25 protein-coding genes are annotated in these 22810 nt (G+C 63.1%); 7 read left to right on the top strand and 18 right to left on the bottom strand.

The window, feature by feature from the left end; translation table 11 throughout:
- The first annotated feature begins 3 nt into the window (after positions 1–3).
- Genes IE071_RS07325 through IE071_RS07315 form a run of 3 tightly spaced genes read left to right on the top strand, consistent with a single transcriptional unit; the run spans position 4 to position 3393 of the window.
- Positions 4–2100 (top strand): DUF802 domain-containing protein, encoded by a 2097-nt coding sequence (locus IE071_RS07325; protein ID WP_189440427.1) that lies wholly within the window; start codon positions 4–6, stop codon positions 2098–2100.
- On the top strand, positions 2097–2744 hold the full coding sequence (locus tag IE071_RS07320; RefSeq protein WP_189440426.1) for an OmpA family protein: 648 nt from the start codon (positions 2097–2099) through the stop codon (positions 2742–2744). The genes IE071_RS07325 and IE071_RS07320 overlap by 4 nt, the downstream gene beginning before the upstream one ends.
- Positions 2737–3393: a DUF2894 domain-containing protein gene (locus tag IE071_RS07315; protein WP_189440425.1), complete on the top strand. Its 657-nt coding sequence runs from the start codon at positions 2737–2739 to the stop codon at positions 3391–3393. The genes IE071_RS07320 and IE071_RS07315 overlap by 8 nt, the downstream gene beginning before the upstream one ends.
- A 22-nt stretch (positions 3394–3415) precedes the next feature.
- Here IE071_RS07315 and IE071_RS07310 read toward each other — a convergent pair whose 3' ends face one another.
- From IE071_RS07310 to IE071_RS07295, 4 genes are read right to left on the bottom strand one after another with little or no spacing between them, the layout of a single operon-like run.
- Positions 3416–4450, bottom strand: coding sequence for a C13 family peptidase (locus tag IE071_RS07310; protein WP_189440423.1), 1035 nt, complete (start codon positions 4448–4450; stop codon positions 3416–3418).
- 22 nt (positions 4451–4472) lie between these two features.
- Complete coding sequence (mtnC, locus tag IE071_RS07305; protein WP_189440422.1) at positions 4473–5159, bottom strand: acireductone synthase; 687 nt, start codon at positions 5157–5159, stop codon at positions 4473–4475.
- On the bottom strand, positions 5156–5719 hold the full coding sequence (locus IE071_RS07300; protein WP_189440421.1) for a 1,2-dihydroxy-3-keto-5-methylthiopentene dioxygenase: 564 nt from the start codon (positions 5717–5719) through the stop codon (positions 5156–5158). The genes mtnC and IE071_RS07300 overlap by 4 nt, the downstream gene beginning before the upstream one ends.
- The gene (locus IE071_RS07295; protein WP_189440419.1) at positions 5716–6366 is read right to left on the bottom strand and encodes a methylthioribulose 1-phosphate dehydratase; all 651 of its coding nucleotides are present in this window, start codon (positions 6364–6366) and stop codon (positions 5716–5718) included. The genes IE071_RS07300 and IE071_RS07295 overlap by 4 nt, the downstream gene beginning before the upstream one ends.
- Positions 6367–6533: 167 nt before the next feature.
- Between IE071_RS07295 and IE071_RS07290 the strand changes: the two genes are divergently transcribed.
- A complete protein-coding gene (locus tag IE071_RS07290) occupies positions 6534–6866 on the top strand; it encodes a high-potential iron-sulfur protein (protein WP_189440417.1) in 333 nt (110 codons plus the stop codon).
- Between the two features lie 464 nt (positions 6867–7330).
- Here the strand turns inward: IE071_RS07290 and IE071_RS07285 are convergent, their stop codons facing one another.
- Entirely contained in the window at positions 7331–8788 is a 1458-nt protein-coding gene (locus IE071_RS07285; protein ID WP_189440416.1) for an amino acid permease, read from the bottom strand.
- A gap of 73 nt (positions 8789–8861) precedes the next feature.
- Positions 8862–10346, bottom strand: coding sequence for an amino acid permease (locus IE071_RS07280; protein ID WP_189440414.1), 1485 nt, complete (start codon positions 10344–10346; stop codon positions 8862–8864).
- Positions 10347–10551: 205 nt separating this feature from the next.
- On the opposite strand from IE071_RS07280, the gene IE071_RS07275 reads away from it, so the two are divergent.
- The gene (locus tag IE071_RS07275) at positions 10552–11067 is read left to right on the top strand and encodes an NUDIX hydrolase (protein WP_229792785.1); all 516 of its coding nucleotides are present in this window, start codon (positions 10552–10554) and stop codon (positions 11065–11067) included.
- Here the strand turns inward: IE071_RS07275 and IE071_RS07270 are convergent.
- From IE071_RS07270 to msrA, 7 genes are all read right to left on the bottom strand, one after another.
- Positions 11064–11585: a 3-hydroxyanthranilate 3,4-dioxygenase gene (locus IE071_RS07270; protein ID WP_189440412.1), complete on the bottom strand. Its 522-nt coding sequence runs from the start codon at positions 11583–11585 to the stop codon at positions 11064–11066. The genes IE071_RS07275 and IE071_RS07270 overlap by 4 nt on opposite strands.
- Positions 11586–11696: 111 nt before the next feature.
- Entirely contained in the window at positions 11697–12281 is a 585-nt protein-coding gene (locus IE071_RS07265) for a fasciclin domain-containing protein (RefSeq protein ID WP_189440410.1), read from the bottom strand.
- Positions 12282–12404: 123 nt separating this feature from the next.
- The gene (locus IE071_RS07260; protein WP_189440409.1) at positions 12405–13130 is read right to left on the bottom strand and encodes an anti-sigma factor; all 726 of its coding nucleotides are present in this window, start codon (positions 13128–13130) and stop codon (positions 12405–12407) included.
- The gene (locus tag IE071_RS07255; protein WP_189440408.1) at positions 13127–13687 is read right to left on the bottom strand and encodes a sigma-70 family RNA polymerase sigma factor; all 561 of its coding nucleotides are present in this window, start codon (positions 13685–13687) and stop codon (positions 13127–13129) included. Before IE071_RS07255 ends, IE071_RS07260 begins: the two co-directional genes overlap by 4 nt.
- A 95-nt stretch (positions 13688–13782) precedes the next feature.
- Positions 13783–15672: a DNA topoisomerase IV subunit B gene (gene parE, locus IE071_RS07250; protein WP_189440407.1), complete on the bottom strand. Its 1890-nt coding sequence runs from the start codon at positions 15670–15672 to the stop codon at positions 13783–13785.
- Between the two features lie 65 nt (positions 15673–15737).
- Complete coding sequence (locus tag IE071_RS07245) at positions 15738–17585, bottom strand: ABC transporter ATP-binding protein (protein WP_229792784.1); 1848 nt, start codon at positions 17583–17585, stop codon at positions 15738–15740.
- Between the two features lie 89 nt (positions 17586–17674).
- The gene (gene msrA, locus IE071_RS07240) at positions 17675–18385 is read right to left on the bottom strand and encodes a peptide-methionine (S)-S-oxide reductase MsrA (protein ID WP_189440406.1); all 711 of its coding nucleotides are present in this window, start codon (positions 18383–18385) and stop codon (positions 17675–17677) included.
- Positions 18386–18611: 226 nt separating this feature from the next.
- Between msrA and IE071_RS07235 the strand changes: the two genes are divergently transcribed.
- Complete coding sequence (locus tag IE071_RS07235; RefSeq protein ID WP_189440404.1) at positions 18612–19439, top strand: arylamine N-acetyltransferase family protein; 828 nt, start codon at positions 18612–18614, stop codon at positions 19437–19439.
- Here IE071_RS07235 and IE071_RS07230 read toward each other — a convergent pair.
- The 3 genes from IE071_RS07230 to IE071_RS07220 are packed head-to-tail and all read right to left on the bottom strand — an operon-like array spanning position 19436 to position 20579.
- Positions 19436–19663: an RNA-binding S4 domain-containing protein gene (locus IE071_RS07230; protein ID WP_189440403.1), complete on the bottom strand. Its 228-nt coding sequence runs from the start codon at positions 19661–19663 to the stop codon at positions 19436–19438. The genes IE071_RS07235 and IE071_RS07230 overlap by 4 nt on opposite strands.
- A gap of 41 nt (positions 19664–19704) precedes the next feature.
- Positions 19705–20148, bottom strand: coding sequence for a barstar family protein (locus tag IE071_RS07225; RefSeq protein WP_189440401.1), 444 nt, complete (start codon positions 20146–20148; stop codon positions 19705–19707).
- On the bottom strand, positions 20145–20579 hold the full coding sequence (locus IE071_RS07220; RefSeq protein WP_189440400.1) for a guanyl-specific ribonuclease: 435 nt from the start codon (positions 20577–20579) through the stop codon (positions 20145–20147). Before IE071_RS07220 ends, IE071_RS07225 begins: the two co-directional genes overlap by 4 nt.
- A gap of 124 nt (positions 20580–20703) precedes the next feature.
- Here IE071_RS07220 and IE071_RS07215 point away from each other — a divergent pair, with 124 nt between their 5' ends.
- The gene (locus tag IE071_RS07215) at positions 20704–21072 is read left to right on the top strand and encodes a VOC family protein (RefSeq protein ID WP_189440399.1); all 369 of its coding nucleotides are present in this window, start codon (positions 20704–20706) and stop codon (positions 21070–21072) included.
- A 23-nt stretch (positions 21073–21095) separates the two neighbouring features.
- Here IE071_RS07215 and IE071_RS07210 read toward each other — a convergent pair whose 3' ends face one another.
- Both IE071_RS07210 and IE071_RS07205 read right to left on the bottom strand, forming a co-directional pair.
- Entirely contained in the window at positions 21096–21941 is an 846-nt protein-coding gene (locus IE071_RS07210; protein WP_189440397.1) for a DUF72 domain-containing protein, read from the bottom strand.
- Positions 21938–22750 (bottom strand): phosphatase PAP2 family protein, encoded by an 813-nt coding sequence (locus IE071_RS07205; RefSeq protein WP_189440396.1) that lies wholly within the window; start codon positions 22748–22750, stop codon positions 21938–21940. Before IE071_RS07205 ends, IE071_RS07210 begins: the two co-directional genes overlap by 4 nt.
- Positions 22751–22810: the final 60 nt, after the last annotated feature.

Genomic DNA, 22810 nt, shown 5'->3' with positions numbered 1-22810 from the left:
GTCATGTTCAGAAATCTTCTTAATCTCGCGGTGTTTTTCACAGGTCTGGTCGCGGTGTGCTGGATCGGCGCCGGCTACGTCGGATCGAATCCGCTGGCGACGGCCGTCACGATGGTGATTGGTGCGTGCTACCTGGCCGGCGGCCTTGAGCTGCACCGGTATCGGCAAGCCACGTTCACGCTGACGCGCGCCGTGACGGATTTGTCCGCCGCGCCGACCAGCCTGAGTGACTGGCTCGCCCGCCTGCATCCCAGCCTGCGCAACGCGACACGCTTGCGCATCGAGGGTGAGCGCGTGGCGTTGCCGGTGCCGGCGCTGACGCCGTATCTGGTGGGTTTGCTCGTCTTGCTGGGCATGCTGGGCACGTTGCTGGGCATGATGGCGACCCTGCGCGGCACCGGCATGGCGCTGGAAAGCGCGACGGATTTGGAGGCTATCCGCGGATCGCTCGCCGCACCGGTCAAAGGGCTGGGGTTTGCGTTCGGCACCTCGATCGCGGGCGTGGCCAGTTCCGCAATGCTCGGGCTGCTTTCTGCGCTATGCCGGCGCGAGCGGCTGCAGGCAGTGCAGTTGCTGGACGTGGAAATCGCGACGACGTTGCGCATCTACTCACAGAGTCATCAGCGCGAGGAATCGTTCAAGCTCCTGCAGCAGCAGACCGAACTGATGCCGACCTTGGTCGATCGTCTGCAGACGATGATGGCGACCATCGAACAACAAAGCATGGCCGCGAACGAACGACAGATCGCCAACCAGGACGCATTCCACGGCAAGACCGAGGCCAGCTACACGCGCCTGGCCGCCTCCGTCGAGCTGTCGTTGAAGGAGAGCGTCGCCGAGAGCGCACGTGCCGCCGGGGCCGCGCTGCTGCCCGTCATACAGGCCACGATGGCTGGGCTCACACGCGAGACGACCGCACTGCACGACACCATTACCCACGCCGTGCAACGGCAGTTGGAAGGGCTGTCGGCGGGTTTCGAGGCGACCACCACCACCGTGGCCGATATCTGGAACCAGGCACTGGTTGGGCAGCAGCGATCGAGCGAGACGCTTGTTCAAGATTTGCGCAGCTCGCTGGAACGATTCACCGAAACCTTCGAGCAACGCTCGGCTGGTCTATTGGACGGTGTCTCTGCACGCCTCGACACTACGGCGGGCAACGTGGCCGATGCGTGGAATCATGCGCTGTCACAGCAAGCCGGCGTCAACGAGAAATTCGCTGCCCACAATCAGCAGGCTCTCTCGGTGGCTGCGGCCACCTTTGAACAGCACGCGGCGTCGCTGGTCCGCACCATCGACCAATCGCACACGGACTTGCAGACAGCGCTGGCATCGCAGGACCAGCAACGACTGGCCACCTGGTCGGAGACGCTGGCTTCGATGATCGCTGCGCTGAGCAAGTACCTGGAACAAGCCGGCGCGGACACCGCGAGCCGGCAGCAGGCGATTTGCGACACGCTCGCGAAGACCGCGCACGACATTTCGGCACAGACCCAAGCCCACGCCAGCGACACGATCGCCGAGATTTCCCGGCTGGTGGAAGCCGCGTCCGAAGCGCCCAAGGCGGCGGCCGAAGTCGTCGCCGAGCTGCGCCAGAAACTCTCCGACAGCATGGTCCGCGACACCGCGATGCTGGAGGAACGTAGCCGTCTGATGGCCACGCTCGATACCTTGCTTGATGCCGTGAACCACGCGTCCACCGAACAACGCCTGGCGGTCGATGCGCTGGTGGCCACATCGGCGGATCTGCTTGACCGTGTCGGCACCCGGTTCACTGACCATATCGAGGCTGAAACCGGCAAGCTCGGCGCGGTGGCCGCGCAAGTCACCGGCAGCGCGGTCGAGGTGGCAAGCCTGGGTGAAGTATTCGGTGTGGCCGTACAGACGTTCGGTGAGTCGAACGGCCTGTTGATGGATCACCTGCAGCGCATCGAAGCCGCGCTGGACAAGTCGCTCGCACGCAGTGACGAGCAGCTGGCCTATTACGTCGCGCAGGCGAGGGAGGTGATCGACCTGAGCATGCTGTCGCAGCAGCAGATCATCGAGGAAATGCAGCAGCTCGCCAGCCAACGGGCACTCGCTGGGGCCGAAATGGCATGAGCGACGAACTTGATGGCGTCGAGGAATCGACGGCACCGATCTGGGCTGCCTTCGGCGACCTGATGTCGGTGCTGCTGGGTGTATTCGTGCTGATCTTGGTGGGCGTGATCGGCGTGCAGTTGCAGCTTTCGAACAAGCTGGATGAAGCGGTCAAACAGCGACAGGTCGAGGCGCAACGCCGCATGACGCTGGAGCAGGCGCTGGCGGTCCCGCTGGCGGCTGGCCGGGTGACGCTCGTCGATGGGCGCATCGGTATTCGCGGCAGCGTGTTGTTCGCGCTGAACTCCGATCAGCTTCAGCCCGAAGGGCGCGACGTATTGAAGAGCCTGGCGGCCCCGCTCGCCGACTACCTCAAGTCTCGCGACGAAATCCTGATGGTGAGCGGCTTCACCGACGACCGGCAAGTGCGCGATGGCAACCGGCAGTTCGCCGACAACTGGGAGTTGTCAGCCGAGCGCGCGTTGACCGTGACCCGTGCGTTGATCGCTGATGGCCTCCCGGCCTCCTCGGTATTTGCCGCCGCGTTCGGTGCCGAGCAGCCGGTGAGCTCGAATGCCGATGACGAGGGGCGGGCGCGGAACCGGCGCGTGGAAATCTCACCCATCCCGAAGCAGCCGACCTCCACCGTGGCGCCTCATGAGTAATAGCGGGACACGCGCCCGGGCGATACTTGATACGTGGCGCGAGCAGGGCGCCGATCGCCTGAATCCTCTGCGATTTCATTTCATCGAGGTGCTGGAGCGGCGCGCGGCAAGTCATGACGGCGAGGCGCGACGACTGCTGGACAACAGGCTGTTCAAGCTGATCGAGGCCTATGCGGACGATCTCGAAATCGCGACATCCAACGTCGACGCTACCGACAGCGTATCGACGTCATGCGCGCCCGCTCATGGCGCGCTGGCCGAACTGATCGATCACATCGCCAAGACCAGGACGGCGCACGGCGACGATCATGTCGCGAGTGACGCGGCGCTCAAGTCTGCCGCCTTGCCAACCTTGGACGCGCTCGATGAGTTCAGGAAAATCTGGTCCGAGGTCCGCACGGACAGCCAGGTACGGCAGTCGCTGGAGCAAGTGCCCGCCAATGCCGGTCCGCTCAATTCGGGCAGCCTCGTACACCGGTCGCTCACCCTCATGCGTGAACTTTCGCCGGGGTATCTCCAGCAGTTCCTGGCGTACGTCGACACTTTGTCGTGGATGGAACAGATGAGCAGCGGCGGAGCTTCGACGGCCATGGATGCACCCCGAGCCGCGAGTGCCAGAAAGCGCGCGCGGGCTAAACCACGCGGGTGAAGTGGGCCGCCTTGCAAGCAGGCTACTGCGCTATCACCGTCGTACTGGCTGGCGCCGGTGCGGCAGGCTTGAACGCCACCGCGGGGCCGGGCGTGAAGCCCTTGCGCCACAGCGCGAGCTGATCCGCGATGCCGCTGCCGATATCGATCTGCGGTTCCGACGCAGTGAGCTTGTCCTTCTGCTCCCACTGGCTGATTTCGCCGCTGGCCTGCTTGAATGCCTCGACGAAATCCGGCGTGCGATTCAGTGCGTCGACCAGCCATGCCTTGCCGAAGTAGGTGATGTCCGAATCGCTGCCGCAGCCGAACGAGCTGCGATCGGCGCGGGCGGCGGTCAGTACCAGGGTGCCGGGTCCGTGCAGTGGTGGAACGAAGCCGCCCGAGTAGCAGGCGTTGACGACAACGACTTTCCACTTGAACCGGTGGTTGGCCAGGATGCCAGCCAGATCCGGTGCGCCGATCTGATCCAGTGGCAGCGGGTCCATGTCGACCAGCAGGGTGTGGTCCTCGCTGCCGTGACTGGTGACATAGAGCAGCAGGATGTCCTGATCCGGTTGCATCACCTTGCCCAGGCCGTCGAGCGCGGCTTCCAGGTTGCTCCAACTGGCCAACGGATGAGTGGCGAGACTAGCGGGATTGTTTTCCAGCACCAGGCTGTGCGCGGTGGCACCGAAGCGTTTGCCGAACAACTGTGCGGCATATTCGGCTTCGTTGCGGAATACGTCCTCGCCAGCGTCGCCGGCAAACGTCAGCAGGTACAGATTCGGCTTGCCGGCCACGCGCGGGGTCAGCTGTGCCAGCGCATCGCGGATCATCCGTGGCTGCGCGTAGAGCACCTGTTCCGGGGTCGGTCCGGCGTTGGGCCAGTCATCGCCGTTATCGGCATTGGCTTCGGTTGATGAGGTCTCGTTCGGCGCGCTGCTGGTGGAAGCCGTGGCGGGGGCGATGGAGGGCGCGGGTTGGTTGGCGATTGATGGCAGGGCGGGATGTCCGGACAGCCACAGCATCAGCAGCACACCAGCAGCGAAGGCAAGCAGGGCAGTCAGAAGGGTGCGCATGGGCGGGATTCGCGCCTGGAGTTCAGGGAGTGATCGCGTCGAAATCGCGATAAGCGCGATGACGCGGTTCGACCGGCCACGCCAGCGGTTCGCGGATCAGCCAGCCGGTGTGGAAGCCGGCGGCCTGCGCCGCGTCGAGTTCTTCCACGATATCGGACAGGAACAGGATGTGCCGTGGCTGCTCGTCGATCGCCGCGGCGATGCGCCGGTAGGATTCGGTCTCGCGCTTGGGGCCGGTCTCGGTGTCAAAGTAGCCGGCAAACAGCGCAGTCAGGTCGCCGGCTTCGCTGTAACGGAAAAGCAGCTGTTGCGCAGGCACCGAGCCGGACGAATAGACATACAGGCGCAGTCCGTCAGCGCGCCAGTCGCGGAGTCGCGCGGCGACTTCCGGGTACATGTGGGCACGATAGTCGCCGGCGGCGTAGCCGTCTTTCCAGATCATGCCCTGCAACGCTTTCAGTGCGGTGGATTTGCGATCTTCATCGATCCATTGCAGCAGCAACTCGATGATTTCCTGGCGGGCGGCCTCGACCAGACCGGCCTCCTTGGCCGCTTCATGCAACCAGTGCTGCACTTCGGGGCGGTCGCCATGGGTTTCGATGAAGGCCGGCAGGCGCTTGCGCGCATACGGAAACAACACGTCGCGGACGAAGCTGATCGAGCTGGTGGTGCCCTCGATGTCGGTGACGATGGCGCGGATTTCGATCATGACGTTGCCATCTGGCGCGGCTGCATCCGCGGAAAGCGCTGGGCGATGTCGTCGCCGGTGAATTGGGCGACCCAGCCCTCTTTATTGGTGAACAGCCGGATCGCCACGAAGTAGGGTGATTCGCTCATGTCGAACCAGTGCCGGGTGCCGTCCGGCACGCCGATCAGGTCGCCCTGTTCGCACAGAATGTCGTAGACCTTGCCGGCGATGTGCAGGGTGAACTGGCCCGAGCCGGCGACGAAGAAGCGCACCTCGTCCTCGCTGTGGGTGTGCTCGCTGAGGAATTTCTGGCGCAGTGCGGCGCGCTCGGGATGATCGGGCGTGAGGCTGATTACGTCGACCGCCTGATAGCCTTTCTCTTGCTTCAGCCGATCGATGTCGCTGCGGTAGGCGGCGATCACTTCGTCCTGGCTGGCGCCGGGCACGATCGGCTGGCTGGCTTCCCATTGCTCGAAGCGAACGCCGACCAGACCCAACTCACGGGCAATCGCAGAGTGTTCGTGATGCTCCGTCAGCGGCGATAACGGCTGGGATTCGTCGAAGATGCGCAGGCGGCTCATGATGCCCTCAGTTTTTTCAGATCCAGTTCGCAGCCGAGCAGAAACTCCAGCGCTTCCAGGTGACGCTGGGTCTCGGCCATGTCGCGACCCCAGGTATAGATGCCGTGGCCGTCGATCAGATACGCATGCAATGGCTTGCCTGCGTCCAGCCACGCATCGATCTGGGCGACCAGTTCGGGCATGTGCTGGGTATTCGGAAACACCGGGATCTCCAGTGTGCTCTCGTGCGTGTGATAGCCGGTGATCGCCTTCTGCAATTCCCAGCCCTGCAGGCGGATGACGCCGTCGCCGGCGAACAGGCGCGAGGCCACACTTTGCGTGCGCGAGTGGGTGTGCAGCACCGCGCGCATTTCCGGCCAGCGCCGGTAGATCTGCGTGTGCAGTGCCGTTTCGGCGCTGGGCCTGGCCTCGGTGCCGACGGCATGACCATCCAGGTCGATCAGCATGATGTCGTCGCGACCGAGGCGGCCCTTGTGCCGGCCGGAGACGGTGATCGCCGCATGCTCCGCATCGATCCGCATGGAGAAATTGCTGCTGGTCGCGGGTGTCCAGCCGAGTGCGGACAGCTCACGCGCGGTATCTGCAATGCTGTCGGCGCATGCCTCGAACAGGCTGGCGGGAATCGTGGCGGGCAGGGTTTGACTCATGGTGTTTGGACGTCCAAATGAGCATCAACTATACCATGTGCCAGACGGGCACCTGGCTGGAATGAGAGCCATTCTCGCAAGTCAGGAAAGATTGCAGAGACGGGCGTACCATCCGAGGAGAATCTGGCGCAGGGCGTGCCGGATAGATCACTGACGGAGGCTTGCCCATGTCGAACGAACAAGATACCGAATCGCGTCGCCGATTCCTCAAGGTGGCCGCTGGCACCACGGTGGCTGCGGTCGTCATTGGTGGTCTGCCGCGTTTTGCGCGTGCGGCCGATCTGCCGCCAGTGACTGAGGCGGATCCGACAGCCAAGGCTCTGGGTTACGTGGAAGACGCCAGCAAGACGGCTGACGCGAAGCACAAGGCTGGCGATGATTGCGCCAATTGCCAGTTCTATAGCGGAGGCGCCACCGGTCGCGGCCCGTGCCAGTTGTTCCCGGGCAAGTCGGTGAATGCGAAAGGCTGGTGCGTGTCGCACACGCCGAAGAAGGCCTGATCGCGTAACGATCCAACGCATGTGTTCATCACAAAGGCCGGCTCATCGCCGGCCTTTTGCGTTGATGCACGCCCAATGCGCCACGCGCTGCGCGACAAATCTGCGTTGAAGGAAGGAGATGGGGGGCGCGGGCAGGGACGCTGCGAGAAAAGTGCGGCCCGGCGCGACAGGCTGAGGAGCTTACCCACCTGACACGCCGGGCCACGATCCGGGGCCCACTGCCAAGTGATCAACCCGCGGACTGAGGATGATACTCCCGCGATCGGCGAATGGATGATGGTGCGTCGATTTTCTCTCGCAAAAAACTCGTTAAATTCAACAATATCAATTGGTTGCTATTGAAATTATGAGATTTTGTGAGAGGTACGTCACTTGCCCGCTCTCAGCTTGGTAAGTGGGTGATTTAAACGAAGATATACAAATTTTGTCGATGTTTGCTGAATTTCGGCGAATATGTCCGGTGTTCAGGGGGCTTTGACTGATTCAGTTTGCAGACGCAAGCGACTGTGTCGGCGTCCGTAGCCGAAATAAATGGCCATGCCGATCACGGTCCAGATGCCGAGCAGCAGCCACTGGTACCAGTTTTCCCAATACAGCAACGTGAGGCAGCTGAGCACGCCGAGTACACAGGTGACTGGTGCCCAGGGCACGCGGAATGTGCGCGGCAACTCGGGTCGCGTCTTGCGCAGGATCAGCACGCCTGCGCAGACGGCGACGAAGGCGATAAGGGTGCCCATCGAAACGAGATCGCCAAGTACGTCGAGCGGGAACACCGCTGCCAGCGCCGCGATGCCTACGCCGGTGATGACGGTGTTGATGTGCGGTGTGTGATAGCGCGGATGAATCTTGGCGAACACCGGCGGCAGCAGGCCATCGCGACCCATGATCATGAAGATGCGCGGTTGCGCAATGACCATGACCAGGATTACCGACGACAAACCGATCAGCGCGCCGACTTCGACCACCCAGCGCAGCCAGCCGAGTTCGGGATGCGCCCTGACTGCGGTCACGACGGGTTCGCTGGTGCCGAGCTGGTCGAAAGGCAGCAGCCCGGTGATCACCGCGGCGATGCCGATGTACAGAACAGTACAAATGGCCAGCGAGGCCAGCGTGGCGATCGGCAGATCGCGCTGTGGGTTCTTGGCTTCCTGCGCGGCCGTCGATGTCGCCTCAAATCCGATATAAGCGAAGAACACCAGCGTGGCCGCACGCATGATGCCCGACCAGCCATACTTCTCCGGCCCCTGACTCGCTGGAATGAACGGGTGCCAGTAGTCCGGGTTCACGTAGTTCCAGCCGGCGACGATCACGATCACGATCAGGCTGACCTTGAGGATCACCATGGCCAGATTCGCGCCACTGGACTCCTTGATGCCGACGTAGCACAACCAGGTCAGCGCCAGCACGATGGCGACCGCGGGCAGGTTGAACAGCGCGCCGGTGGTCACCAGGTGGCCGTTGGTGTAGGCCAGCGGTGCGTTGGTCAACACCGTCGGCAGATGGATGCCGACATGATCCAGCAGGCTGACGAAATAACCGGTCCAGCTGACCGCGACCGCCGAGGCGGATACGCCGTATTCAAGCACCATGTTCCAGCCGATGAACCAGGCCATCAGCTCGCCCAGCGTGGCATAGGCGTAGGAGTACGAGCTGCCCGACATCGGGATCAGCGTGGCGAATTCGGCATAGCACAGGGCAGTGAAGCTGCAGCAGATGGCCGCGATCACGAAGGCGAGGATGATCGCCGGACCCGCATGCTCGGCAGCGGCCTGGCCGGTGATTACGAAGATGCCGCCGCCGATCACCGCCCCGATGCCCAGCGCGGTAAGGCCCCACGGGCCCAGTGTTCGTTTCAGGCCGGGGCCATCGACATTGTCGGCGTTCGAGAAATCGGTCTTGCGAGCTAGCAACTGCTTGAGCATGGGGCGTTCCGAATATGACACCGGCACGGTATTACCGTGCCGGCTGATAGGTCAGGCGAAAAACGATCTTGTTTCAGCTCGGCTCAGTGCCATTGGCCAGATGGCTCTTGCGGTAACCATAAAGGTAGTACACCACCAGGCCGATCGCGCCCCATACGAAGAAGGTGATCTTGGCTTCCTTCGACAGGTTGAGGAACAGCAGCAGGCAGCCGATCACCGCCAGCGGGCAGACCAGCCATGGCAGCGGGGTACGGAACGGACGCGGGCGATCGGGCTGGGTGCGGCGCAGGATCAGGACGCCTAACGCCACCATGATGAATGCGAACAGCGTGCCCGAATTGGTGATGTCGGCGAGGATGCCCACCGGGAACAGCGCGCCGAACAATGCGACAAAGCTGCCAGTGATCAGCGTGATGACGTGCGGCGTGTGGAAGCGTGGATGGATCTTGGCCAGCTTGCTGGGTAGCAGGCCATCGCGCGACATGGTGAAGAAAATGCGGGTCTGGCCGTAGGTCATCGTCAGGATCACCGACGGCAACGCGATGCCGGCGGCGAAGGCGATGAAGGAGCCAATGTTGTTGTGGTCAAGCAGGCGGACCACATGGGCCAACGCCTCCTTGCTGCAAACCAGTGCCTGCGAACCCTGGCAGGCCGCGGCAAATGCCGGTGTACCCGGCTCAAGAGCCAGCCCGTCCGGGCCCAGCATGGGTTGCGCACCCACCGAGCCCACAGCGGCGTAGCTCACCAGCAGATAGAAGATGGTGCATACGCTCAGCGAGCCGATCAAGGCGATCGGGATGTTGCGGTTCGGGTTCTTGGTTTCCTCGGCGGCAGTGGAGATGGCGTCGAAGCCGATGTAGGCGAACACGATGGAGGCTGCCGCACCAAGTACGCCGATGCCGCCCATTGGGCTACCCCAGCCGTTGGGCACGAAAGGTGTGAAGTTCTGATCCTTCACCGCCGGTAGCGCGACGAAGATGAAGGCGATGAGGGCAGAAATCTTGACCAGCACCAGTACGGTGTTGACCTTGGCCGATTTCGAGGTGCCCAACACCAGCAGAAGGGTAATCGCCAGGCCGATCAGGCAGGCGAGCAGGTTGAAGCTGCCACCATCCATCGGGCCTGCCTGCAGGAAGTGCGGCAAGCCGAATCCGGCATGTGTCAGCAAGCCGTTGACGTAGCCCGCCCAGCCGGCACACACCGTACTGGCGGCGATGGTGTACTCCAGCACCAGTGCCCAGCCGACTATCCAGGCAATGCCTTCGCCTAGCACGCCGTAGGTATACGTATAGGCCGATCCGGCCACCGGAATCATCGAGGCCAGCTCGGCATAGGCCAGCGCGGCGAGTGCGCAGACCACGGCCGCGATCACGAAGGCGATCATCATGCCGGGACCTGCCTTCTGGCCTGCCTCGGCGGTCAGCACGAAAATACCGGTGCCGACGATGGCACCGATGCCGAGCATGGTGAGCTGGAAGGGGCCAAGCTGCCTTGTGAGGCCTTTCTTTTCGGCAGTAGCGAGAATCTGGTCGAGCGACTTGACGCGCTTGAAAAGCATTTGGTGACTCCCCGTAAAAACAAATACCACGCTCGTCCGAGACCGCGACGAGTATGACGCGACGAGCCGACGTGACGCGCAACCATAACGGAGCAGGGGAAGGGGAACAAGCTGCGACGCAGCTATGATGTGCATTTCCAACTGCACCGTGCCACAAGTCATGCAATCAGAAGTTTCGCGAATATTGGTCGATCTTCGGGGCTATATGTCCCGCCATCTGGAAGAGGCTGGTGCAGTCTCGATATTCACGGATTTCCTGAACTCCCATTCGGCGACGTTCGAACGCGCGCACTCGCCAGGGCATTTCACTGGCTCGGCATGGCTGGTCAGTGCGGATAGCGCGCGGGTGCTGCTGATGCATCACCGCAAGCTGGACAGGTGGCTGCAGCCGGGCGGTCACGCCGATGGTGATACCGATCTGGCGCGGGTGGCATTGCGCGAGGCGCAGGAGGAAACCGGCGTGATCGACCTGCGCATCGAAGGCGGCATCTTCGATATCGATCGGCATCGCATTCCGGCGCGTGCGAAAGAGCCGGAACATTGGCATTACGACGTGCGCTATGTATTGCGTGCCGGTGCGGACGATCGCTTCGTGATCAACGAGGAATCACGGGCGCTGGCGTGGCGGCCGGTGGTCGACGTGGCGGCTGACAGCAGCTTCGATGCCTCGCTGCGACGGATGGCGCGCAAGTGGCTGGCGCGTGATGGCCTCAGTGTCTAGCCGTATTTCGCCGGCGCCGGATTCAGGTGGCCGCATGCGTCGCAGGTGCGCGCCTCGCGCGAACCGTAGAAGCGGTCGAACACCGGCGGAAAATCGCGTTCGATGCTGTCGAGCACGAAATATTCCTCGAACAACTTGTGGTTGCAGCGTTCGCAGAACCACAGCAGGCCATCTTTCTCGCCGCTGACGCGGCGGCGTTCGATCACCAGTCCGATCGATGCCGGCATACGCTGCGGCGAATGAGGTACCCGCGGCGGCAGGTAAAACATCTCGCCCGCCCGTATCGGAATATCGCGGGCCTGCCCGTCGTCCTGCACCTTCAGCACCATCTCGCCTTCGAGCTGGTAGAAGAACTCCGGGCCTTCATCGTGGTGATAGTCGGTGCGCGCATTCGGGCCGCCGACGATCATGATGATGAAGTCGCCGTCGACAATGCACTTGTTGCCGACCGGCGGTTTCAGCAGATGGCGGTGTTCGTCGATCCAGCGCTGGAGGTCGAGCGGTGGTAGCAAGGCCATGCGAGTTGCCCACGAAAAACCAGTGGACACCATAACGCCGACCTCGCCACAAAAACAGCTGCCCCGATGAGGGAGTCGGGGCGGCTGTCGATACTCAGGCGTGCGAACGAATTACGGCATCAGCACCTTGTCGATCACGAAGATCACGCCGTTCGACTGCATCACGTCAGCAATGGTGATGTTGGCCACGTTGCCCTTGTCGTCGGTGACGGTCCAGGCGCTGCCGCTTTTCGCGACCGTGATGGAATCGCCCTCGACAGTCTTCAGTACGGCCTTGCCACCGCCCGCCATGACTGCCTTTTCGAGGTCATGCGAGGTCATCTTTCCGGCCACCACATGATAGGTAAGGATCTTGGTTAGCGTGGCCTTGTTTTCCGGCTTCACCAGATTGTCGACCGTGCCTGCAGGCAGCGCGGCAAATGCCTCGTTGGTCGGCGCGAACACGGTGAACGGACCAGGACCTGACAGCGTATCGACCAGTCCGGCAGCCTTGACCGCGGCAACCAGAGTGGTGTGATCCTTCGAGTTAACCGCGTTCTGGATGATGTTCTTCGACGGGTACATCGCCGCGTCACCAACCATCACGGTTTTTTCCATGCTCATCGGGCCGGCCATGGCAAGCGGTGCAGCAGCCAGCGTGGCCAAGGCCAGGGAAAGGCCAAGAGCAAGGTTGCGCATGTGCTGATTGATCTTCATCTCGTTCTCCAGTGATGTCCGCTTCGCGGGTCGGAAGCGGGAGGAGATACGCAGCAGATGCGATAACGGATGCAGATGAGACGAAAAAAATCAGCGGCCAGATCTGGCGATGCAGCATGCTGGTCAGGCGCCGCTGATTGCTCCCTTGGCCATCACTGGGCCGGTGGGCTGGCCAGTGGGCGAGCCGCCGGCTGGTTCCACCGATACAGCGAGCAAAGCCTGGGCACTCAGGCGCGTCAGCAGCTCAGTGCGCAAGGTGATGGTGGTGGGCTTGTCACGTGCGATCACGCCCAACGAGATGGGCTTTTCACCCGGCGGGATCAGCCACAGCTCAGGCGCACGTCCCGGCGCAAAAGCGGCCGGCGTGGCGGGCACCACGATCATCCGGGCATGTTGCAGATCCATCGTGGCAGTCCAGCCGGTGACGCCATTGTCCTGCGTGATGGTGGCGGCCATATAGGCAGTGCTGGCCGTCGATGGTGTGATTGCCGGGCGGGGCAGCGTAAATATGACCACTACGCAGGCCGCGGCCGCCACGCTGGCACTAATGCCGAGCCAGCGCCACAGACGCAGGTTGTCCCACAGGCTGGCGCGCGGCTGCGGTGCTGCCGGTGCGGCCAATTGCAGTGCATCGTGGATGCGTGCCCAGACATACGGTGCCGCAGCCATGTCGCCGATATCGTCAGTCAGTGGTGTCAAATGACGTTGCCACAGTGCGACTGCCGCGGCGGCCTGCGGACTGACCTGAATCTCCTGCTCCACCGCCGCGCGTGCATCGGCGTCCAGCACACCGAGCACGTACTCGGCGTAGCGCAGGTCGTCATGGCGATGGTCGGCAGGTGTGTTCATTGTTCCAGACAGTTACGCAATTGCAGCAGGCTGCGGCGGATCCAGCTTTTCATGGTGCCCAGCGGTACCTTGCAGCGACCCGCCAATTCGTTATACGTCGCGCCGGTGAAAAAGGCTTCACGCACGGCAGCGCGTTGCGGTGGTTCCAGCTGATCCAGACATCGCTGCAGGCGCTGGTGTTCCTGGCTGGTTTCGGCGTCGGCGGCAGGTGTAGGCCGCATGTCGGCGGTTTCTTCCAGTCGGAGCGGATCGTCAAGTTGTTCTTCGCGGTGCTGGCGCAACCGGTCGATCGCCTTGTTGCGTGCCAGTGTCACCAGCCAGGTAATGGCGCTTGCCTTGCCGGCATCAAAACTCGCAGCGCGGCGCCACACGGTGATGTAGGTTTCTTGCAGCACTTCTTCAGCTTCGCTGCGTTCGCGCAGCATGCGCAGACATACGCCGAACAGCTTCGACGAAGTGCGTTGGTAGAGTTCGGCAAATGCCTGCTGGTCGCTGCGACCTGTGCGGATCAACAGGTTGGTCAGTTCCTCACGCTCGGCCGGGTTGCTGAAGCTCACCGGCTGGTGATCCCGATTTCGCGAGAGTAGGGCGCTAGCATGCACATGGCATCAGCATGCAGGTTGCGTTGCGCGGCGGCAAGCAACCCGATCATTCAGACTTCCAGCGTCGCCAGATCGCCTTTCTCTTCCAGCCATGCTTTTCGATCGCTGGCGCGCTTCTTCGCAAGCAGCATGTCCATCAACTTGGCGGTGCCGTCGTCGTCGCCGATGGTCAGCTGCACCAGTCGGCGCGTGTCCGGATGGATGGTCGACTCACGCAACTGTGGCGGATTCATTTCGCCGAGACCCTTGAAGCGGGTGGTGCTGACGGCGCCCTTCATCTTCTCGCGTTCGATCCGCTGCAGCATCGCCTGCTTCTCGCTTTCGTCGAGGCAGTAGAACACCTGCTTGCCCACGTCAACGCGGAACAGCGGCGGCATTGCCACGAACACGTGTCCTTCGCTGACCAGCTTCGGGAAATGCCGCAGAAACAGTGCCGCCAGCAAGGTGGCGATGTGCAGGCCGTCGGAGTCGGCGTCGGCAAGGATGATGACCTTGCCGTAGCGCAGGCTGGACAGATCGTCCTTGCCCGGGTCGCAACCGATCGCCACGGCGAGGTTGTGCACTTCTTCCGAGGCGAGCACCGAAGTCGATTCGACTTCCCAGGTGTTGAGGATCTTGCCGCGCAACGGCAGGATCGCCTGGAACTCCTTGTCGCGCGCCTGCTTGGCGCTGCCGCCGGCGGAATCGCCCTCGACCAGAAATAATTCCGTGCGGGTGAGATCGGTGGCGGTGCAGTCGGCCAGCTTGCCGGGCAGTTGCGGGCCTTGGGTGATCTTCTTGCGGACGATCTGCTTGGCCGCTTTCAGACGCGCGCTGGCACGCTCGATCGCCAACTGGGCGATGCGCTCGCCCATCTCCACGTTCTGGTTGAGCCATAGACTGAAGGCGTCGTGGATGACGTTCTCGACCATGCCGGCGGTTTGTCGCGAGGACAGCCGTTCCTTGGTCTGGCCGGCGAACTGCGGGTCCTGCAGCTTGGCCGACAGCACGAAGGCGAGCCGTTCCCATACATCTTCCGGTGCCAGCTTGACGCCGCGTGGCAGCAGGTTGCGGATCTCGCAGAATTCGCGGATCGCCGTGGTGAGGCCGGTGCGCAGGCCGTTGACGTGGGTGCCGCCCTGGGCGGTGGGGATCAGGTTGACGTAGCTTTCCTGCACCAGTTCACCTTCCGGCAACCAGGCCAGCGCCACTTCCAGACCTTCCACGTCACGCGCCATGTGGTGCACGAACAGCTCGTTCGGCAAGGCCTCGCTGCCGTCGAGTTCGCCACGCAGGTAATCGCGCAGGCCGTCCTCGTAATGCCACTCGATCGTTTCGCCGCTGGCTTCGTCGGTGAGCTTCACGTTGAGGCCGGCGCACAGCACGGCCTTGGCGCGCAGCAGGTGTTTGAGTTTCGACAGGGAGATCTTCGGCGAGTCGAAATACTTCGCTTCCGGCCAGAAGCGCAAGGTGGTGCCGCTGCGCTTCTTCGGCACCGTGCCGATCACTTCCAGCGGGCTGATCTTGTCACCGTGGGCGAACACCATCTGGTATTCGGAGCCATCGCGACGGATGTTCACCTCGACCCGGTCGGACAGCGCATTGACCACCGAGACGCCGACGCCGTGCAGGCCGCCGGAGAAGTTGTAGTTCTTGCCACTGAACTTACCGCCCGCGTGCAGCCGGGTCATGATCAGCTCGACGCCGGAGACGCCTTCCTCGGGATGGATGTCCACTGGCATGCCGCGGCCGTCGTCACTGACTTCCACCGAGCCGTCGTTGTACAGCATCACCTCGATCGAGCTGGCGTGACCGGCCAGCGCCTCGTCCACCGAGTTGTCGACCACCTCCTGCACCAGATGATTCGGGCGGGTGGTGTCGGTATACATGCCGGGGCGGCGTTTGACCGGATCCAGGCCGGAGAGGACTTCGATGTCGGCGGCGTTGTAGCGACTGCTCATGCGTGTGTTTCGGATGGTTCAAGACGGCGAAGCATGGGGCGCGCGGGCGGCCAGGGTCAAGCCGATCAGCGGTAACCCTGCGCCTGCAACGAGAACAGGTGTGCATAGTGGCCGTCCTGCGCCATCAGCTGTTCGTGGCTGCCGTGCTCGATGATGCGGCCGTCCTGGATCACGATGATCTGGTCGGCCATGCGCACGGTGGAGAAGCGGTGCGAGATCAGGATCGCGATGCGGTTGCCAGCCAGCTCGCGGAAATGCGCGAAGATGCTCGCCTCGGCCTGGGCATCCATCGCGGCGGTGGGTTCGTCCAGCACCAGGATGTCTGCGCGCGAACGCATGAAGGCGCGTGCCAGCGCGATCTTCTGCCATTGCCCGCCGGACAGTTCGCGCCCCTCGCGGAACCACTTGCCGAGCTGGGTGTTGAAGCCTGCGGGCAGGCCGTCGATGAATTCGCTGGCCATGCCCTTGTCGCTGGCCTCGCGCCAGCGCGCCTCGTCCTCGAAATGGCTAACGTCGCCGGCACCGACGTTCTCGCCCACGCGCATCTGGTAGCGCGCGAAGTCCTGGAAGATCACGCCGATGCGCTGCAGCAGGGTGCTTTCGTCCCACTCGCGCAGGTCGGTGCCGTCGAGCAGGATGCGGCCGCTGTCGGGCGAGTACAGCCGCGTCAGCAGCTTGATCAGGGTGGTCTTGCCGGAACCGTTCTGACCGACCAGGGCCAGCGATTCACCAGGACGGATATGCAGGTTGATGTCGTGCAGTGCCGGCTCGCTGGCGCCGGGATAGGTGAAGCTGACCTGCTCGAAGCGGATTCCGTCGTCCGATTTCGCGCCGCGCTGGGCCGTGCCCTGCGACGGCGGCACCGGTGTTTCAAGATATTCGTACAGGGTCGACAGATACAGGTTGTCCTCGTACATGCCACCGATCGCCGACAGCATCGCCGATACCGCCGACTGGCCCTGCCGGAACAGCGACAGATACATGGTCATCTGGCCGAGCGTGATGCGGCCGATTACCGTGGTCATGGCGATCCACGCATAGGCGCCGTACAGCGTGACCGTGCCGAGCAGGCCAAGCCCGAAGCCCCAGCTTTCGCGGCGGACGGTCAGGTCGCGGTCCTCGCCATAGAGTTTGTTGAAAATGTCGCGGTAGCGATCCAGCAGCAGCGGGCCGAGCTCGTACAGCTTGACCTCCTTGGCGTGGTCCTCGCGGGCCAGCACGGTTTCCAGATACAGCTGCATGCGCGTTTCCGGCGAACGCCAGCGGAACAGCCGGAACGCATCGCCGGAAAACTTGGTTTCGGACAGGAACGAGGGCAGCCCGGCCAACAGCAAGACCGCCACCGCCCACGGCGAGAAGTGGAACAGCAAGGTGCCGTAGCTGATCAGCGAGATCGCGTTCTGGCCGAGGCCGAACGTACGGGTGACCAGCGACAGCGGCCGGGTAGACGCTTCGCGTCGCGCACGGGTGAGCTTGTCGTAGAACTCGGAATCCTCGAAGTGCGCCAGCTCCAGGGTCAGCGCCTTCTCCAGGATCATCACGTTGACGCGCTGCCCCAGCTGCGCGCGCAGTAGCGACTGGCACATCGACAGGCCGCGCTGTGCGCCGGCGAGGGCCGCCACCAGGAGGCCTTCCAGTGCCACCCACTTGAACACCGATATCAGTGGCGCATGACCACTGCTTGCCCACTGACGGCTGGCCGTCACCACCGCATCGACGATATGCGCACCGACGTACGCCACGCCGGCCGGCAGCAGACCGGCAATCAGCGTCAGCAGTGCCAGCGCGATGGTCAACGGGCGGCTGGTGCTCCAGACCAGTTGCAGCGCACGCCCGCTGTAGCGGAACACACCCAGGAAGCTGCGGGTGAGTTCAGTGGATTCAGCCGGCGATGAATGAGCGTGAGGCGGCACGTGAGCAGCAGGTCAGGGCAGGCGCGTGAGGGGCGCGGAAGTCCAGACATGGGGTTCGTGCCGCCTCATGCAAGTCAAGTTGACCCAGCTCAGTGCAGCTGGACATCCACGACTTGCTGCTCAGGCTGATACAGCGTCGGAAACAGCTTCTGCAGATTCGCGACTTTGGGTGCATCGTTGATGACGATGTACGGGTTGTACGGGTGCTCGCTGAAGTAGTGCTGGTGATAGGCCTCGGCTGGGTAGAACGCCTTGAGCGGCACGACCTCGGTCACGATCGGTGCTGAGAAGGACTTCGCTGCGGTCAGCTGGGCGATGTAATCGGTGGCGATCTTCTTCTGTTCGTCGTTGCCGTAGAAGATTACCGAGCGGTATTGGGTGCCGGTATCCGGACCCTGCCGGTTGAGTTCGGTGGGATCGAGCGCGACCGAGAAGAACACCTGCAGCAACTGGCCGTAGCTGACTTTGGCGGGGTCGTACTGCACTCGGACCGACTCCGCATGACGGGTATTGCCCTCGCTGACTTCGTCGTAGTGCGCCGTGTTGGCGACGCCACCGGAGAAGCCGGCTACCACCTTGTGCACGCCCTTGACGTGTTCGAACACGGCCTCGATGCCCCAGAAGCAGCCGCCGGCCAATACCGCGGTCTGCTCGCCTGCGGCGGCGCTCTTTGGCGCATCCACGGTGGGCGCGGGAAGAGCCTGCGCATCGTTGGCCGCAGCGGGCTGGCAGGCGCTCAGCCCGGCCACCACCAAGGCGGCGACTAGCGGGATAACGTGAAAGGCAGTTCGACGAATCATGGTGTGCCTCGCTGACAGTGGTTTTGTATCGGGCCGACCTGCGGTCCATGCAGTTACGTTCAAGCGCCTGCAACAGATGCAACGATCGACAGGGAGCATGCCGTTGCATGCGTCGGATACTGTCTCTTCGCTGGTCAGGCGGCTCCGGTTACCTGGATGACGACCATCAGCGGACGGGTACTATCGTGGTCCCGACTTCCGAATATTGAGCCTGTGGATATTTAGCATGAGTGAATCCATTGACCTGGCGGCTTACCTTCGGCGCATTGCCCACGCAGATGCCGTCGCTCCCCAATGGTCGACCCTGCGCGCGCTGGCGATCGCCCATGTGGCAGCGATTCCGTTCGAGAATCTCAATCCGCTGCTTGGCCTGCCCGTCGATCTGGAGTTGGCCGCGCTGCAGCGCAAGCTGGTGCAGGACGGTCGCGGTGGTTACTGCTTCGAGCAAAACCTGCTGTTCGCGGCGGTGTTGCGGACGATCGGTTTCGAGGTGTCGGGATTGATCGCACGTGTGCTGTGGACGCGGCCCGAGGATGCGGTCACGCCACAGACTCACATGCTGCTGCGCGTCGAGTTGGCCGGCGAGAGCTGGCTGGTGGACGTTGGCTTCGGCGGGCAGAACCTGGTCGGAGCGTTGCGGCTGCAGGCGGACATCGAGCAGGCGACCCCGCTGGAACCGTTCCGGCTGGTGCAGATGGATGGCGACTGGCGCATGCAGTCACTGGTGCGCGGGCAGTGGTTGTCGTTGTATCGCTTCGACCTGCGTCCGGTGCCGCTGATCGACTACATCGTGGCCAATCACTATGTGTCGACGCATCCTGACTCGGTGTTCGTCAACAACTTGATTGCGGCGCGCACGACCTCGGATGGTCGGTTGGGTTTGCGCAATCGCGAATTCACCGTGCGGCGCATGGGGCGTGAACCCGAGCGGCGCACGCTGGGCAGCGTCGCCGAGATCCGCCAGACATTGGAGCAGCAATTCCTGATCAGGCTGCCGGCGCACCCGCAGCTCGATCAGCGACTGGACAGCCTGCCGGACAACATACCTGTTTAGGCATCCGGATCGGCCAGTACGTGAATTTCCACGTCGTCGATGGTGACGACCTGGCCTGCGTGGACCTTGTTGGTCTTGCGCAGCTCGGTGACGCCGTCGACTTTCACCGCACCCGTCGCCACGATGGCCTTGCCGGCGCCGCCGCTGTCGCACAGGCCGGTCAGCTTCAACAGCATGTTGAGCTCGACGTAGGTGCCTTCCAGTTCAAAATCGATGGTTTGCATGGGAATCCGGGATAAAGGGGCTGACAAGGGTGACACGCTTTTCAGGCGGGCACGTGGCCGTCGTCGAATGCGCTGTCGGGCAGCGCCAGAAAAGCGAACCACGGCATGTCGTTGTCGTTGCCGAAGGTGGCCGCGTCATCGAGGATGCCGAGCAGGATGTTGAAGTCCGCCTCGGCAGTCTGGCGCAACTCGTCGGCGTGCTCGAACAGCAGCACGTAACCCCAGGCGGGCATCCAGCCGAGGTCGCGCAGGCAGTCGGCCAGTGCGTCCCAGTTTTGGCCGAACGTGGCCGGCAACTGTAGCGATACGGCGAGACGCCGCAGCAGTTCGTCCTTGTCGTGGCAGCCGGCCAAATCGGTGCGGCACACCTGCAGTTCGTCGCGGGCGGCGTTTCTGGCGAGACGGTCGATATCGTTGACGCCGACGAAATACACGCCGCTCTGCGTCGGCTTGGTCAGATCCAGGTCGAAACCGTGCGCGCTCATCGGTTCATCTCGAAGCGGCGGAAGCTGCGGTAGTGATCGTCGGTGTAGTACCAGACCACCGGCGGCGTACCGCCGGTGATGATGCGTCGTGTGCCACGAGTTCGCGCGCCGGGCGTTTCCACCGTGTACTCGTGGTAATAGCCGCGTGGCTGCTGCGGCAGCAGGCCTTCATAGTTGCCGAATACCACGCCGTCCTGGCTGTGTTCGAACGGGCCGCCGCGGGTGATCGCGTCCAGCGTGGTGCGTGCCTCCGGTGGCAGGAAGTCCGGCAGTGCGGCCGATGTGTCCTGACTCGCAGGTGTCGTGCCTTGGCTGGTGGGGGGCGTCGAAGTGGGATTGGGCATGCCAGCCGGCGCAGCTGTGTGCCGCTGCCACAGCATCACGGCGAAGACCAGCGCGGCGAGCAGGATCACGTGATTGAGTCGACGCATGGGGATTCGCAGGATGTGGAATGGGGTGAGCTTAGTGCGGTCGAGCCCGCCGATAAACCGGTAGATGACAGGTGCCGGCGATTGCAGGATGCTGGCGCACCTTCATTCATCACAGGGGTTCGTCATGATCGGTTACGTCACGCTGGGTACCAACGACTTGCCGCGCGCGGCGGCCTATTACGACGCCTTGCTGGACGAGCTGGGCGCCAAGCGACTGATGGAGACCGAGCGCTACATCTTCTGGGGCGTCTCGATGCAGCAGCCGAGCCTGTGCGTGATCAAACCGTTCGACGGCGAGCCGGCCGCGATCGGCAACGGCAACATGGTGGCGCTGGTGGTGAATGCCCGCGACAAGGTCGACCGCCTGCATGCCAAGGCGCTGGCGCTTGGCGGCAGCGACGAGGGTGCGCCGGGCGACCGCGGTGGCGGTTTCTATGCCGGTTATTTCCGCGATATCGAAGGGCACAAGCTCAACGTGTTCTGCATCGGTTGAGGCAGCGCTGCCGGAAGCGCGGGTCAGTGCTGGCCATCGACCCGCGCTTGCAGCGCCATCGCCGCCGCCGGGTTGCGGTGTTTGGCGCTGCTGATGAAGAACATGAATACGTCACGCGGCTTATTTCCGGGCAATAACGGCGCCGCGTGCGGCAGTTCGCCGATGTCGTTGCCTGCGGCCCAGCTGCACGCACGCGTGGCCCAGCGATCCAGTTCATCCGGCGCATAGCCAGTGGGAATCCCGTCGGCGCTGCGCATCAACCGCGCATAGGTGAAATCGCCGGTGAGATCGGCCAACGAGGGATAGTCGGGCGAATCGGTGAACACGGTGGGCACCGCATGCATGCGTGCCAGTGCCACGTAATGCTCGTCCATGAAACTGGGGTGACGCACTTCCAGCACGTGTCGTAAGGGTTGGCCATTCAATGCGCGCGGCAACGCTTCCAGAAACGCGCCAAGGTCGCTCGCATCGAACGGCCGCGACGGCGGCAGCTGCCACAGGATCGGTCCCAGCCGCTCGCCCATTTCTGCCAGGCCGCCATGCACGAAGCTGCCGATGCCCTTGCCGACATCTGCGAGTCGTTTGTCTTCGGTGATATAGCGCGGCGCCTTCAGCGAGAACATGAAACCACTCGGCGTCTCCGCGGCCCACTTCGCGTAGGTCGCTGCCTTCTGCGCGCCGTAGTAGGTGCCGTTGATCTCGATCGTGCGCAGCTGGCGGCTGGCGAATTCCAGCTCGCGCCGCTGCACCAGTCCGGCCGGATAGAAGTTGTTGCGCCACGGTGCATAGTTCCAGCCACCTATGCCGATGCGGATATGCGGACCACTGGAAGGAGGTGGGGCGAACAGGTCGCCGCTCGATGGGCTCATTGGCGCAGTTTCCCGGCAAGGCTTCGCATCATGTCGCGTTTACGTAGATGTTCTGCCAGTCCGATGCACAGCATCAGCCACGCCAGGCCGCAGGCATAGCCAGCGACAACGTCGCTGAAATAGTGTGCCTGCAACAGGATGCGGCTCAGACCAATCAGGCCGGCCAGCAGCAGGGTGACGGCGATCACCAGACGATGCCAGTACGCTGGCAGCAGGCGCAGCAGCACGTAGGCGAGCATGCCGTAGAGCACGGCAGAACTGATCGCGTGACCGCTCGGAAAGCTCCAGCCGAGATCGGTGACGAAGCGGGGATCATGTGGCGGGCGTGTGCGCTGAAAGCACGCCTTGATGCCGTGGGCGATGGGCAGGATGCCGATTTGCGCCATGGCCCAGCAAGCCGACAGGCTCCATTGCCGGCGCAGCAACAGCATGAGCAGCATCAGCGTGGATGCTGTGACCACCCATGGCGTGCTGGCGAGCAGGCTGACGCTGGCAAGCACGGGCAAGGCAGATGGCGGCAGCTGAGTGTGGATGCCGGCGGCAAGGGTGGTGTCGAAATGCACCAGTGCACCGGGCTCGCCGGTACCGATGGCGAAAGCGATGGCAGCGAACAGCACGGCTGCCAGTGCGCCCGTTGTGGACGCAGTGCGTGGCTGCATCACGCCCGGCAGGTGGCTATCAAGCACAGTGGCCATGCGCTGGCGTGCGCTGTGTCGCCAGGCCAAGTCGTTGGCCAGCACAGCCAGCAGCGGCAGCAATATCCACAGCAGCAGTGCATGGGCGGCGAGCCAATCCACAAGGGTATTCATCTCGGTCTTTGATTCTCGGTGCACGACGGGCAGGTTGCGTATCGCGATAAAGAGTGAATG

This window comes from Rhodanobacter panaciterrae (assembly GCF_014651895.1).
Lineage (GTDB): Bacteria > Pseudomonadota > Gammaproteobacteria > Xanthomonadales > Rhodanobacteraceae > Rhodanobacter > Rhodanobacter panaciterrae.
The sequence above is the reverse complement of the archived record's forward strand: the minus strand, read 5'-3'. Positions and strand labels throughout refer to the sequence as shown.